Raw genomic sequence first — 12545 nt, 5'->3', positions numbered from 1 at the left:
AGGGGATCGCGGTCCGGCTTGGGGCGGCTTGGCGCTCGGCTCGCCGGCGCTGAAGGACAGCGGGTCTCATCAGTAGCTCAGGCCGATGGCGGAACGCACTTCGCGCAGCGTCTTGCGCGCCACCGCACGCGCCCGCTCGGTGCCGACCTCCACAATCCATTGCACCTGCTTGGGGTTGGACAGGTATTCATTGGCGCGCTCGCGCCAGGGTGCCTGCTCCTTCTGAATTGCTTCGATCAAGGGCTGCTTGCAGTCCAGGCAGCCGATGCCGGCTGAGCGGCAGCCCTGATCCGCCCAAGTCAGCACTTCCGCGCTTGAATAGAGCTGGTGCAAGGGCCAGACCGGGCAGCGTGTCGGGTCGCCGGCATCGGCGCGGCGCACACGTTGCGGGTCGGTCGGCATGGTACGGATTTTCTCCTCGACCACTTCGGGCGCGTCACGCATGGCAATGGCATTGCCATTGCTCTTGCTCATCTTTTGCCCGTCGAGGCCGCTCAGGCGGGCGGTGTCGGTGAGCAACTCCTGCGGTTCGGGCAGGATGGGCTGCTCGGGGCTGTAGATGCGGTTGAAGCGCCGGGCCACTTCGCGCGTCACTTCGACGTGGGCGGTCTGGTCCTCGCCGACCGGCACAAACGCCGCTTTGTAGATCAAGATGTCGGCCGCTTGCAGCAGTGGGTAACCCAAGAAACCATAGGTTGCGAGCTCACGGTTCTTGTCGACCTGATCCTTGTAGCTGGGGATGCGCTCCAGCCAGCTCGACGGCGTGCTCATCGCCAGCAACGTGAACAATTCGGCATGCTCGGGCATGCGGCTTTGGATGAAGAGTGTGGCCTGTTCGGGGTCGATGCCGGCGGCCAGCCAATCCACCACCATGTCGTAGACATTGCGCTCGATGCTGTTGCGATTGCTGCGGTCCTGGTATTGGGTCGTCAGCGCGTGCCAATCGGCCACGAAGAAGAAGCAGTCATAGCTGGCTTGCAGGCGCACCCAATTCTTCAGCGCACCGTGGTAATGCCCGAGATGCAGGGCGCCGGTGGGGCGCATGCCGGACAGCACACGCTGGCGGGGTAGGACTTCTTGGGGGTGGTCGGGGCTCATGGCGGGGCGTATAGCAGGGCTCGGCGGGTGGACCGGCATTGTAGGCAGCTAGACTATTGCGCATGAAAAGCATTGTGATTTTGATCTCCGGGCGCGGCTCCAATATGGAGGCGATCGTGCGCGCCTGTGCGAGTGAGGTGTGGCCCGCCCGCATCGCGGCCGTCATCAGCAACCGCCCGGGTGCAGCGGGTCTGGACTTTGCCGCACGGCACGGCATTGCAACGCTTGTGCTTGATCACAAGGGTTTTGCCAGTCGTGAAGCCTTTGACGCCGAGTTGCAGCGTGTGATTGACGGCTTTAGCCCGGATCTGCTGGTGCTGGCCGGCTTTATGCGCATCCTGACACCGAGCTTTACCGCGCATTACGCTGAGCGCATGCTGAATATCCATCCGTCTTTGCTGCCGGCCTTCACCGGCTTGCATACCCATGCCAGAGCGTTGGAGATGGGCTGCAAATTTGTCGGGGCGACGGTGCATTTCGTCACCGCCGACCTCGATCACGGCGCCATCGTCGCGCAGGCGGTGGTGCCGGTGATCGCCGGGGATGATGAGTCCAGCTTGTCGGCAAGAGTGCTCAAACTGGAGCACCGCATGTACCCGCGCGCGGTGCGCTGGTTTGTGGAGGGCAAGCTTGCCATCGTTGACGGGGTGGTGCGGCAATCGGACGGCGAGGCCCAAGCTTTCAGCTGATCGATCCGACAAACTATTGCGCCTCAGCTGCGTCCGCTTTGTGTCGCAATGGCAGTGAAACGCTGGACCATTTGGCCCTCGTGTAGCAGCGCCTCGAAGAACATCGCATGCGGCCTGACCCACAGGCCACTGGCGTTGTAGAGCGGCCGGTAAATCACCAGCGGCTCCAGCGTCTCGCTGTGCCGGGCGACGCCGATCACCTCGTACTCGCCGCCTTTGTAGTGGCGAAAGCGTCCAATCGGGGTGGCGGGCAGGGGCGGCAGGTCTGAGGTCATCTTGAGCTAGTTTGTGACGTGTTGTCACGGTGCGGGATAATCGGGCAATGCATCCTAATGCCCTTATCGATATGAGCTGCGAGCTTTTGCGCGCCGTGCTCCAACTGGACACTCCCGCTGACAGCGTTGTGTCTGCCTTTTTCCGTAAACACAAGGGCCTCGGCCAGCGTGAACGCCATGCCTTGGCGGAGACCGCCTACACGGTCTTGCGGCAGCGCCCGTTGCTGCAGCATTTGGCGCAGTCTGGCAGCGGCCCGACCGAACGTCGGCTGACGCTGCTGGCCTGGCAGGGTAATGCCGCCTTCTTGCGTGGCGGTTTGAATCAAACCGAGTTGCAATGGTTGGAACAAGTGCAGGCCCTGGATAAATCCAGCCTGGCGCCTAAGCTGCGCCACAACTTGCCCGAGTGGCTGGCTCAGCCGCTGCTGGAGCGACTCGGCGAGGAACAGTTCTGGCAATTGGCCGCCAGCATGAATGAGCAGGCGCCGCTGGATCTGCGTGTTAACACCTTGAAGGCCAAGCGCGAGGAGGCGCAAGCCGTATTGGCCGCCGCAGGTATAGAGGCCGAGCCGACGCCGTTCTCGCCCTTGGGGCTGCGCATCCATGGTAAGCCGGCGCTCAGCAAGCTGGATTTGTTCAATAGCGGTGGCATCGAAGTCCAAGACGAGGGCAGCCAGTTGCTGGCTTTGTTGCTTGACGCCAAGCGCGGCGAAATGGTGGTCGACTTCTGTGCCGGCGCCGGTGGCAAGACCTTGGCGCTCGGCGCGGCGATGCGCAATACCGGGCGACTCTATGCCTTCGATACTTCGGGGCACAGGCTTGCCGCGATGAAGCCGCGCTTGGCCCGTAGCGGCCTGTCGAACGTTTATCCCGCACAAATCGCGCATGAACGCGAAGATCGCATCAAGCGCTTGGCCGGAAAGATCGATCGCGTCCTGGTCGATGCGCCTTGCTCGGGGCTGGGAACTTTGCGTCGCAACCCTGATTTGAAGTGGCGCCAGTCGCTGTTCGGGATCAAAGAGTTGCAAGCCAAGCAGACCGCCATCTTGGCCGGTGCCGCGCGCTTGCTGAAGCCGGGCGGCCGCTTGGTCTATGCCACTTGCAGCTTGTTGAACGATGAGAATGAAGTGATTGCCGAAGCTTTCGGCGCCGCCCACCCTCAGTTCAAGCCCCTGCCGGCCAATGAAGCCTTGGAGCGCGCCCATGTGGAGCATGCCGATCGCTTGGTCGAGCATGGATATTTGCGGCTTTGGCCCCATCTGCATCAGACGGATGGCTTCTTCGCTGCGGTTTGGGAGCGGCAGTAGCCAAGAGTTTGGTGGCCATGTCGGACTTAATGCCGCGGGAATTTAGAGTGGCTCGCCTACAATCGGGGCACTTACGTCCATTTTGCTGCTCCGCTCGGGGCAGGGTTAGGAACTAATGAACTTCTTGATGACGATCCATGATGCCTTGGTGCAGTGGTTAGCCAACGGCTTGTTAGACGCTTCTGCATGGCAGATCGTGGCATACACCTTGGTAATCACGCACTTCACGATTTTGGGCGTGACGATCTTTTTGCACCGTGCGCAGGCGCACCGGGCTCTGGATCTGGGGCCGATTCCTTCGCATTTCTTCCGGCTTTGCCTGTGGTTGACCACCGGCATGGTGACCAAGGAATTTGTCGCCGTGCACCGCAAGCACCACGCCAAATGCGAGACCGAAGAAGATCCGCACAGTCCGCAGACGCGTGGCCTGAAAGCCTTGCTGCTGACCGGCGTCGAGCTCTACCGGGCCGAGGCAAAGAATCCAGAGACGATTGCAAAATACGGCACTGGGACGCCCAACGACTGGATCGAGCGCAACCTGTACACGCGCTTCAGCTGGCAGGGTGTCGGTCTGATGTTGATCATCAACCTGGCGCTGTTTGGCGCGATTGGCGCCACGGTCTGGGCGATTCAGATGGTGTGGATTCCCGTATGGGCCACCGGCGTGATCAATGGTTTGGGCCACTGGTGGGGTTACCGCAATTTTGAGGCGCCGGATGCGTCGACCAATGTCTCGCCCTGGGGCATTCTGATTGGTGGCGAGGAGTTGCACAACAATCACCATACCTATCCGACCTCGGCCAAGTTCTCGGTCAAGAAATATGAATTCGATATCGGCTGGGGCTATATCCGCGCGTTCGAGATGCTGGGTTGGGCCAAGGTTCGCAAGACTGCGCCCAAGCTGCGCCTGGGTGAAATCAAGCCGGCCGACAAAGACACACTGGAAGCCGTCATCGCCAACCGCTATGAGGTGATGGCCAGTTACGGCCGCGGCTTGAAAGCGGCTTGCGCGGCCGAATTGGCCAAGATGAAGGCGCAAGGGCAGGAGCGCAGTGCGCAGTGGGCGCAGTTCCAGTCAGCCAGCCGCTGGTTGCATCGGGACGAGGCGCGTATCCCGGTTTCCATGTTGGAGCAGATCGCCAGCCTGCGCGCAGCGAGCCCCTCGCTCGACAAGCTGGTCACGATGCGCGAAGAGTTGCGTCAACTCTGGACCCGTACCAATGTGTCGGCCGAGCAACTGGTCAGTGATTTGCAGGCCTGGTGCCGTCGTGCCGAGGAGAGCGGCATTGCTGAGCTGCGTAACTTCTCGATGAGCCTGCGAACAGCGCGCGCGCAGTAGTAGGTCGCTGGGCACTTGGCGTTCACGTGGGCGCCCGTGACTAGGCAGCCTTGAATACCGAAAGAGACGCCCAGGTGACGTCTCTTTTTTTGCCTGAGTGATCCTGGATTGGTGCAAATTGCGCCGGCGACTGTAGTGACTTTGGGTCTGTACATAGCCCAATCATCTGGGCTATTCCGAATCAATGTTGGCCAGTTGGAGCGTAAAAAAACCCCGGCAGCTTGAGCTGGCGGGGTTTTCTATATCTGACTGCGAGGTCAGGGCTGACTTATCTCAGCTTGGTTTCTTTGTACAGAACATGCTTGCGAGCCTTGGGGTCGAATTTCATGAATTCGAGCTTACCGGTCGTAGTCTTCTTGTTCTTGTCAGTCGTGTAGAAGTGACCCGTACCTGCGGTCGACTCCAGCTTGATTTTTTCGCGTGCGCCTTTGGCCATGATTGTGCTCCTTGATACTCAGTGCTAGATCAGAGCTCGCCTTTGGCGCGCAGATCGGCGACGACTTGGTCGATACCGACCTTGTCGATCAAACGCAATGCAGCATTGCTGATGCGCAGACGGATCCAACGATTCTCTGTTTCCAGGAAGAAGCGGCGGTACTGCAGATTCGGCAAGAACCGACGTTTGGTTTTGTTGTTGGCATGGGAAACATTGTTCCCAACCATGGGCTTCTTGCCCGTGACTTGACAGACGCGTGCCATGACGCTTCTCCGGTTTGAGTTGTTGACCGGCCAATCCCGCTCGGATACTTGCCGTGCAAGTGCAAGGGGTGACCTCATAACCGCTTTATGCTTTGCTAAACCCTATCTCCTCGTTTCAACATGTGTTGACAAGTTGAAGAAAGTCTTCGGGCGCGGTCTATCCAGCAAGCAAGCCTAAGAGTATAGCAGAAAACGGCTTCTCTGGCCCATTTCGCCCCAGCGAAGCCGCGAGGGGCAGGGCGCGTTGCCCACGGGCTACATGCGCAAGGCCTTCCGGCCCCCGTTGAGCTACGCTCAGCTTTGCTCTTGTTCCAAGAAGCGTTGTGCGTCCAAGGCAGCCATGCAGCCAGTGCCGGCGCTGGTAATCGCTTGACGATAGATGTGATCCTGCACGTCACCGGCTGCAAACACGCCCGGTACGCTGGTCATGGTCGCGAAACCGTTGGAGCCGCTGCGGGTCAGGATGTAGCCGTCCTTCATCTCCAACTGGTCCTTGAAAATATCGGTGTTTGGCGAATGGCCAATGGCAATGAAGCAGCCGTGCAGGGTCAGGTCTTGCGTACTGCCGTCTTTGGTGCTCTTGATGCGCACGCCGGTCACGCCACTTTGCTCCCCCAACACTTCGTCCAGGGTGTTCCAAAGATGCAGCACCACATTGCCGCTGGCCGCCTTGGCCATCAGCTTGTCGACCAGGATGGGTTCGGCCTTGAACTTGTCGCGGCGGTGGATGACGTGCACCTTGGCAGCAATGTTTGACAAATACAGTGCTTCTTCTACGGCGGTATTGCCGCCACCGACCACGCAAACTTCTTGGCCGCGATAGAAAAAACCGTCGCATGTGGCGCAACCGCTGACACCGCGGCCCATAAAGGCCTCCTCGGACGGCAGTCCCAGATACTTGGCCGAAGCGCCGGTTGCGATGATCAAGGCGTCACAGCTATAACTATTGCTGTCGCCCTTGAGCTTGAAGGGACGCTGCGACAAATCAACCTCATTGATATGGTCGAACACCATTTGCGTCTCAAAGCGTTCGGCGTGCTTTTGAAAGCGCTCCATCAGTTCGGGACCTTGCACGCCCAGCACATCGGCCGGCCAGTTGTCGACCTCGGTGGTCGTCATCAACTGGCCGCCTTGCGCCATGCCGGTCAGCAGCGTGGGCTTCAAATTGGCGCGCGCCGCATAAATGGCAGCGGTGTAGCCGGCCGGGCCTGAGCCCAAAATCAGCAGCGAATGGTGTTGGGTAGCTTGGTTCATGACAGTTATATGAGGTTGCGGGCCGTGCAGACAAGAAGACTAGACGGTTTTATCCGGCTTTGACCTGATTTGAATGCTTGCGCGAGTGTGCACAATTTGCGCATTCTAGGCATGGCCACGCAATCGAGAGGGTCAGCCGGTTTCAATCCTTAGTCAATGGAGGCTGTTTATGGCGATGCTGTCAAATCTGGACCTGATCCGCAGGGTGCCCTTGTTCTCGCTGCTCACCACCGATCAGGCGCAGTCCATCGCGGACAGTGTTGTCAAACGGCGTTTCAAGCGTGGCGAGTTGATCGTCGAGCAAAACACCAAGTCCAATGCCTTGTTTATTTTGTTGAACGGGCGTGCGCGGGTGCTCACTGCCGATACACGAGGTCGCGAGGTGATTCTTGCGGTCTTGCAGCCGGGTCACTATGTGGGCGAGATGAGTTTGATCGACCATGAGCCACATTCGGCCACGGTACGCGCCGAAGTTCAAACGGATATGTTGGTGCTGGGGCGCAATGAGTTTGCGCGCTGCTTGCCCGATAGCAGCAGCTTGTCCTATGCAATTTTGCGTGGCTTGGTGGCGCGTTTGCGCAATGCTGATCGGCAAATCGAATCTTTGGCCTTGCTTGACGTCTACGGCCGTGTGGCCCGCACCTTGCTCGATATGTCCGAGGAGGAGAAGGGTTTGAAGATCATCCGCGGCAAGGTCTCGCGCCAGGATATGGCCAAGGTTGTCGGCGCCTCGCGGGAGATGGTCAGCCGCGTGATGAAGGATCTGGAAGAGCGCGGCGTGATCGAAACGCTTGAAAACGGCTCAGTGGTCATCAAGCAGCGCTTTCCCGACTGATCTCGCTTGAGTCGGTCCCGGCGTTGTACGCAGCGTTGGCACTGACTCGGGTCAAAGCTGAGGCCTGGGAGCGTCTAGCGCTTAGGCTACAACGGCGACATTGGTTTTTGGCAAAGCTCATGCGCGAGAGTGCGTGTCACTTAGGCCACAATGGCGACATGAGTTTTCCCTTGGGTTCCCTGCTGCGCGGCGACGAGGCCGGCGCCAGCGATAAAGTCTATAAACGCCAAGGCAAAAAGGCCGCGCCTGCCGCGCCGGTGAAGCAAAACCTTTTGCGCACACCGGTGTGGCTGTTGCTCGGCGGCTTGCTGTGGTGTTTGGTGGTGATGGCCTTGCTGTCTTACGACCGCCACGATGCCGCATTTTCGATCTCTGGCAGCCGCGAGTTGTACGCCAACCGGTTCGGCGCTCTGGGTGCTTGGATCGCCGATTTGCTGCTTTTCAGCTTCGGATTCTCGGCTTGGTGGCTGCTGCTCGTCAGCCTGCGCGCTTGGCTAAGCAGCCTTGCTGGGCTTTTGCGCACGCAGGCGGAACCCGCGCCGCCCGAAGCGCGGTCCGCTGGATTCGTGCTGCTGGGCCTTGTGCTGTTGATGTCCGCCAGTTGTTCACTGGAGTGGACGCGCCTGTATCTGTGGGAGTCACGCTTGCCCGGTGCTGCCGGCGGTGTGCTGGGATATGCGCTCGGCCCCTGGAGCATGCGAGCGCTGGGCTTTGCGGGTTCAGGTCTGCTCAGCATTGCCTTGCTTTTGATTGGCTCCAGCTTGGCCTTGAATTTTTCTTGGCTGCGTCTGGCCGAACAAGCGGGCCGGTGGCTGGACGAGTTGCGTGAGCGCTATTTGCAGCGCCGCGAACAAGCCGAGGACCAGCGTGTCGGTGAGCAGGCGGTGCAAGAGCGTGAACAAGACTTGGTGGTGGAAGTGGAGCGCCAAGTGGTGGCCGAACATGTGCCCATCGTGATCGAGGCGCCGGTGTTTGAGGTGCCCAAGTCCACGCGCGTAGCCAAAGAGCGTCAGAGCGCCTTGTTTGTCGACGCCAGCGACACCAAGCTGCCGCAGGTTGATTTGTTGGACGCCGCGACGGTGCGGGTTGAATCGGTGACGCCAGAGTCGCTGGAGATGACTTCACGCATGATCGAAAAGAAGCTGCGCGACTTTGGGGTCGAGGTGCGGGTGGTGGCGGCTTCGCCCGGCCCCGTCATCACGCGCTACGAGATTGAGCCCGCTACCGGCGTCAAGGGCTCGCAAATCGTGGGCCTGGCCAAGGATCTGTCGCGCAGCTTGAGCCTGGTGTCTATCCGCGTCGTTGAGGTGATCCCCGGCAAGAACTATATGGCGCTGGAACTGCCCAATGCGCGCCGCCAGACCATTCGTCTTTCAGAAATTCTCGGCTCGCAAGTCTATGCTGACGCGACTTCTCAGCTGACCATGGGTTTGGGCAAAGACATCGTCGGCCTGCCCGTGGTGGCCGACTTGGCCAAGATGCCGCACTGCCTGGTGGCCGGCACCACCGGTTCGGGCAAATCGGTTGGCATCAATGCGATGATTTTGTCGCTGCTCTACAAGGCCGAGGCGCGCGACGTGCGCTTGATTCTGATTGACCCCAAGATGCTGGAAATGAGTGTCTATGAGGGCATTCCGCATCTGCTGGCGCCCGTCGTGACGGACATGAAGCAGGCGTCCAATGCACTCAATTGGTGTGTCGGCGAGATGGAGCGGCGCTACAAGCTGATGAGCAAGATGGGCGTGCGCAATCTGGCCGGCTACAACAAGAAAATCGACGATGCCCATGAGCGCGGCGAGAGCATTGGCAACCCCTTCAGCTTGACGCCCGAGGCGCCCGAGCCTCTGGAGCGACTGCCTTTTATCGTCGTCGTGATTGATGAGCTGGCCGATTTGATGATGGTGGTCGGCAAGAAGATTGAAGAGCTGATTGCCCGTCTGGCGCAGAAGGCCCGTGCTGCCGGTATCCACTTGATTCTGGCCACCCAGCGCCCCAGCGTTGATGTGATCACCGGCCTGATCAAGGCGAATATACCAACCCGCTTGTCCTTCCAGGTCAGCTCCAAGATCGACAGTCGCACCATTCTGGACCAGATGGGTGCCGAGGCTTTGCTGGGCATGGGCGATATGCTCTATATGCCCTCGGGCACCGGCCTGCCTATCCGCGTGCATGGCGCCTTTGTCAGCGACGACGAGGTGCACCGGGTGGTCGAATACCTTAAATCCAAGGGCGAACCCAATTACATCGAAGGCATTCTCGAAGGCGGCGTGCTCGAAGGCGAGGGCGGTGAGAGCGGGGTGCCCGGAGCCGGCGAGGGTGAAGCCGATGCGATGTATGACCAGGCCGTGGCTATCGTCTTGCAGCATCGGCGTGCCTCGATCTCGCTGGTGCAGCGCCATCTGCGCATTGGTTATAACCGGGCGGCCCGCCTGTTGGAGCAGATGGAGAAGTCAGGCCTGGTGTCCAGTATGGGCAGCAACGGCAACCGTGATTTGCTTTTGCCCAAGCGAGAAGAATGATGCGATTAAGAAAAGGCTTAGTTGTGCTGCTGCTGAGCATGAGTGCTCAAGCCCACGCCGATGCGTTGAACGCCTTGAAAGACTTCGTACGCGAAGTCAAAAGCGGCAGCGCGCAGTTCAGTCAGACGGTGACCTCACCCGATGGCGGCCGCACCAAGACCACCAGCGGCAGCTTCGAGTTTCAGCGCCCCAACCAATTTCGCTTTGCTTACCTGCCGCCGTCCGAGCAGTTGATCGTTGCTGATGGCAAAAAGGTCTGGATGTATGACCCGGGTCTCAAACAGGCCAGCTCTCACCCGATGACGCAGGCCCTGGGGGCAACGCCAGCGGCTCTGCTTGCCGGCGGCAATCTTGAGCGCGACTTCACGCTCAAGGCGCTGCCGTCCAAGGCCGGGCTCGATTGGGTGCAAGCGATCCCCAAGCAGGCCGACAGTGGCTTCCAGTCGCTCAAGGTCGGCTTCAAGGGACGCGAGTTGGCAGCCTTGGAAATTGTCGATGGCTTCGGTCAGAGTTCGCGCCTTGATTTCACTGCCCTTGCTTTGAACCCGGTTCTGGCGGCGGATAGATTTCGCTTCACATTGCCGGTCGGCGCCGATCTGTTGGAGCAATAAAAGGTTCGGCCATGACTGAATCCTTGTTTGCCGAGTCGCCAGCGACGAGTCCGTCGCCGCACATCAGTCAACCGCTGGCCGAACGCCTGCGGCCCGCTCATCTGGATGATGTGATCGGCCAGCGTCAATTGCTCGGCCCGGGCATGCCGCTGCGTGTTGCTTTCGAGTCGGGGCGCCTGCACTCGATGATTTTGTGGGGTCCGCCCGGAGTTGGGAAAACCACTTTAGCGCGCTTGATGACGCAGGCTTTTGACGCCCAGTTCATCACCATCTCGGCTGTGCTCGGCGGTGTCAAGGAGATCCGCGAGGCGGTCGAGCGGGCGCAGGCGGTGGCGGCGCAGGGCCGGCGCACCGTCGTCTTTGTCGACGAGGTGCATCGCTTCAACAAGTCCCAGCAAGACGCGTTCTTGCCTCATGTCGAATCGGGCCTGTTCACCTTTATCGGGGCGACAACCGAGAACCCGTCCTTCGAGGTTAACTCGGCGCTGCTCTCGCGCGCCAGCGTACATGTCCTGAAGTCCTTGGATGAGGCCGAGTTGTTGAGCCTGATTGAACGGGCTGTTCAAGTGCTGGCCTGTCCGCCGTTCACGCCCGCTGCGGCCAAGCGTCTTGCCGCTTATGCGGACGGCGATGCCAGGCGCCTGCTCAACGCCGTCGACGCAGCTGCGGCCTTGGCGCCGCGAGGCGCGACTGACATTGACGAGCCCATGCTGGAGCGCGCCTTGGGCGAGCAGTTACGCCGTTATGACAAGGGCGGCGAGCAGTTCTACGACGTGATCTCGGCCCTGCATAAATCGGTGCGCGGCTCTGACCCCGATGCGGCGCTTTATTGGTTTGCCCGTATGTTGGACGGCGGCGTCGATGTTCGATATATCGCGCGCCGCCTGATTCGAATGGCCAGCGAAGACATCGGGCTGGCCGACCCGCGCGCGCTACGCATCTGCCTTGATGCGGCCGAGACCTATGAGCGCTTGGGCTCGCCCGAGGGCGAGTTGACATTGGCGCAAGCGGTGGTGTTCTTGGCTGTAGCGCCCAAGTCGAATGCGGTCTACAGCGCCTACAAGGCCGTGCGTGCATTGATCAAGACGGATGGCAGTCGGCCGGTGCCGCTGCATCTGCGCAACGCTCCAACCCGTTTGATGACCGATTTGGGCTACGGGCGTGACTACCGCTATGCACATGACGAGCCGGGCGGCTTTGCGGCCGGGGTCAGTTATCTGCCTGAGGGTCTTGAGGAACAGCGCTTTTACGAGCCCGTTGGGCGCGGATTGGAGCTGCGAATTGCCGAGCGCTTGACCGAGTTGCGGCGCTTGAATGCAGCCCACCAGTTCTCCCAAGAATGAGCACGATTTTGCTTGTTAGCGATACGGGTAAACACCCGCGATTCTGCGGCCTTACGCACTCCTACAATCCCGCTCAGCCTGCAGGATTTGATGGCCGATCAAGGCCCGCCGACTTTGCGGCGGGCTTTTTTATTTGCTTATCTTTGAGCCCATTGAAATAGGCGTCCGGCACCTCGTTGCCGGCTCGCCAAACCGGAGACGTCTATGGAAACTTTTTTCCAGCAAATCATCAATGGTCTGGTGCTGGGCAGTATGTATGCCTTGGTGGCCTTGGGCTACACCATGGTTTACGGCATCATCAACCTGATCAATTTCGCCCACGGCGAGATCTTGATGGTAGGTGCGCTGGTCAGCTGGACCGTGGTCAGCGCGCTTGCCGATTCAGGCATGCCGGGCTGGTCGATGATGCTGATCGGCTTGGCCTGCGCCGTCGTCGTCTGCACCTCGCTGAACTTCCTGGTCGAGAAGATTGCCTACCGGCCGCTGCGCAACGCGCCGCGCCTGGCACCCTTGATCACCGCGATGGGCATGTCGCTTCTGCTGCAAACGCTCGCGATGATCATCTGGAAGCCGAAC

The 12545-nt window shown here is 60.0% G+C and carries 13 protein-coding genes; 8 read left to right on the top strand and 5 right to left on the bottom strand.

The genetic code is table 11. The features are described 5' to 3' along the window. Positions 1-69 precede the first annotated feature (69 nt). Positions 70-1098 carry a tryptophan--tRNA ligase gene (trpS, locus tag LNV09_RS19010; RefSeq protein ID WP_263558650.1) on the bottom strand — a complete coding sequence of 343 codons (1029 nt, stop codon included), beginning with the start codon at positions 1096-1098 and terminating at the stop codon, positions 70-72. 62 nt (positions 1099-1160) lie between these two features. Between trpS and purN the strand changes: the two genes are divergently transcribed. Further along, the gene (gene purN / locus LNV09_RS19005; RefSeq protein WP_263558649.1) at positions 1161-1787 is read left to right on the top strand and encodes a phosphoribosylglycinamide formyltransferase; all 627 of its coding nucleotides are present in this window, start codon (positions 1161-1163) and stop codon (positions 1785-1787) included. A gap of 23 nt (positions 1788-1810) precedes the next feature. Here the strand turns inward: purN and LNV09_RS19000 are convergent, their stop codons facing one another. Then, on the bottom strand, positions 1811-2062 hold the full coding sequence (locus tag LNV09_RS19000; protein WP_263558648.1) for a DUF1653 domain-containing protein: 252 nt from the start codon (positions 2060-2062) through the stop codon (positions 1811-1813). A gap of 47 nt (positions 2063-2109) precedes the next feature. Here LNV09_RS19000 and LNV09_RS18995 point away from each other — a divergent pair, with 47 nt between their 5' ends. Continuing rightward, the gene (locus LNV09_RS18995; protein WP_263558647.1) at positions 2110-3369 is read left to right on the top strand and encodes an RsmB/NOP family class I SAM-dependent RNA methyltransferase; all 1260 of its coding nucleotides are present in this window, start codon (positions 2110-2112) and stop codon (positions 3367-3369) included. 127 nt (positions 3370-3496) lie between these two features. Then, positions 3497-4708, top strand: coding sequence for a DesA family fatty acid desaturase (locus LNV09_RS18990; protein ID WP_263558646.1), 1212 nt, complete (start codon positions 3497-3499; stop codon positions 4706-4708). Between the two features lie 268 nt (positions 4709-4976). Here LNV09_RS18990 and rpmG read toward each other — a convergent pair whose 3' ends face one another. The 3 genes from rpmG to trxB all read right to left on the bottom strand — a co-directional run bounded on the left by rpmG (position 4977) and on the right by trxB (position 6661). Then, positions 4977-5144 carry a 50S ribosomal protein L33 gene (gene rpmG, locus LNV09_RS18985; protein WP_263532261.1) on the bottom strand — a complete coding sequence of 56 codons (168 nt, stop codon included), beginning with the start codon at positions 5142-5144 and terminating at the stop codon, positions 4977-4979. A 29-nt stretch (positions 5145-5173) separates the two neighbouring features. Further along, positions 5174-5407 (bottom strand): 50S ribosomal protein L28, encoded by a 234-nt coding sequence (gene rpmB, locus LNV09_RS18980; protein WP_263532262.1) that lies wholly within the window; start codon positions 5405-5407, stop codon positions 5174-5176. Between the two features lie 294 nt (positions 5408-5701). Further along, a complete protein-coding gene (trxB, locus tag LNV09_RS18975; protein WP_263558645.1) occupies positions 5702-6661 on the bottom strand; it encodes a thioredoxin-disulfide reductase in 960 nt (319 codons plus the stop codon). A 169-nt stretch (positions 6662-6830) separates the two neighbouring features. Between trxB and LNV09_RS18970 the strand changes: the two genes are divergently transcribed. From LNV09_RS18970 to LNV09_RS18950, 5 genes are all read left to right on the top strand, one after another. Continuing rightward, entirely contained in the window at positions 6831-7496 is a 666-nt protein-coding gene (locus tag LNV09_RS18970; RefSeq protein ID WP_263532264.1) for a Crp/Fnr family transcriptional regulator, read from the top strand. Positions 7497-7654: 158 nt separating this feature from the next. Continuing rightward, the gene (locus LNV09_RS18965) at positions 7655-10015 is read left to right on the top strand and encodes a DNA translocase FtsK (protein ID WP_263558644.1); all 2361 of its coding nucleotides are present in this window, start codon (positions 7655-7657) and stop codon (positions 10013-10015) included. Then, on the top strand, positions 10015-10626 hold the full coding sequence (lolA, locus tag LNV09_RS18960) for an outer membrane lipoprotein periplasmic chaperone LolA (protein WP_505190997.1): 612 nt from the start codon (positions 10015-10017) through the stop codon (positions 10624-10626). Before LNV09_RS18965 ends, lolA begins: the two co-directional genes overlap by 1 nt. Positions 10627-10637: 11 nt before the next feature. After that, positions 10638-11969 carry a replication-associated recombination protein A gene (locus LNV09_RS18955; RefSeq protein WP_263558642.1) on the top strand — a complete coding sequence of 444 codons (1332 nt, stop codon included), beginning with the start codon at positions 10638-10640 and terminating at the stop codon, positions 11967-11969. Between the two features lie 204 nt (positions 11970-12173). After that, the coding region (locus LNV09_RS18950; RefSeq protein WP_263558641.1) for a branched-chain amino acid ABC transporter permease at positions 12174-12545 on the top strand (372 nt) is incomplete at its 3' end.

The organism is Paucibacter sp. B2R-40 (assembly GCF_025717555.1).
Lineage (GTDB): Bacteria > Pseudomonadota > Gammaproteobacteria > Burkholderiales > Burkholderiaceae_C > Paucibacter_A.
Note: the sequence above shows the minus strand (reverse complement) of the source record. Positions and strands in the feature narration are given on the sequence as shown.

Coding starts and splice junctions, on each gene's coding strand:
- trpS (WP_263558650.1), bottom strand. CDS start 1,098: ATGAGCCCCGACCACCCCCAAGAAGTCCTACCCCGCCAGCGTGTGCTG.
- purN (WP_263558649.1), top strand. CDS start 1,161: ATGAAAAGCATTGTGATTTTGATCTCCGGGCGCGGCTCCAATATGGAG.
- LNV09_RS19000 (WP_263558648.1), bottom strand. CDS start 2,062: ATGACCTCAGACCTGCCGCCCCTGCCCGCCACCCCGATTGGACGCTTT.
- LNV09_RS18995 (WP_263558647.1), top strand. CDS start 2,110: ATGCATCCTAATGCCCTTATCGATATGAGCTGCGAGCTTTTGCGCGCC.
- LNV09_RS18990 (WP_263558646.1), top strand. CDS start 3,497: ATGACGATCCATGATGCCTTGGTGCAGTGGTTAGCCAACGGCTTGTTA.
- rpmG (WP_263532261.1), bottom strand. CDS start 5,144: ATGGCCAAAGGCGCACGCGAAAAAATCAAGCTGGAGTCGACCGCAGGT.
- rpmB (WP_263532262.1), bottom strand. CDS start 5,407: ATGGCACGCGTCTGTCAAGTCACGGGCAAGAAGCCCATGGTTGGGAAC.
- trxB (WP_263558645.1), bottom strand. CDS start 6,661: ATGAACCAAGCTACCCAACACCATTCGCTGCTGATTTTGGGCTCAGGC.
- LNV09_RS18970 (WP_263532264.1), top strand. CDS start 6,831: ATGGCGATGCTGTCAAATCTGGACCTGATCCGCAGGGTGCCCTTGTTC.
- LNV09_RS18965 (WP_263558644.1), top strand. CDS start 7,655: ATGAGTTTTCCCTTGGGTTCCCTGCTGCGCGGCGACGAGGCCGGCGCC.
- lolA (WP_505190997.1), top strand. CDS start 10,015: ATGCGATTAAGAAAAGGCTTAGTTGTGCTGCTGCTGAGCATGAGTGCT.
- LNV09_RS18955 (WP_263558642.1), top strand. CDS start 10,638: ATGACTGAATCCTTGTTTGCCGAGTCGCCAGCGACGAGTCCGTCGCCG.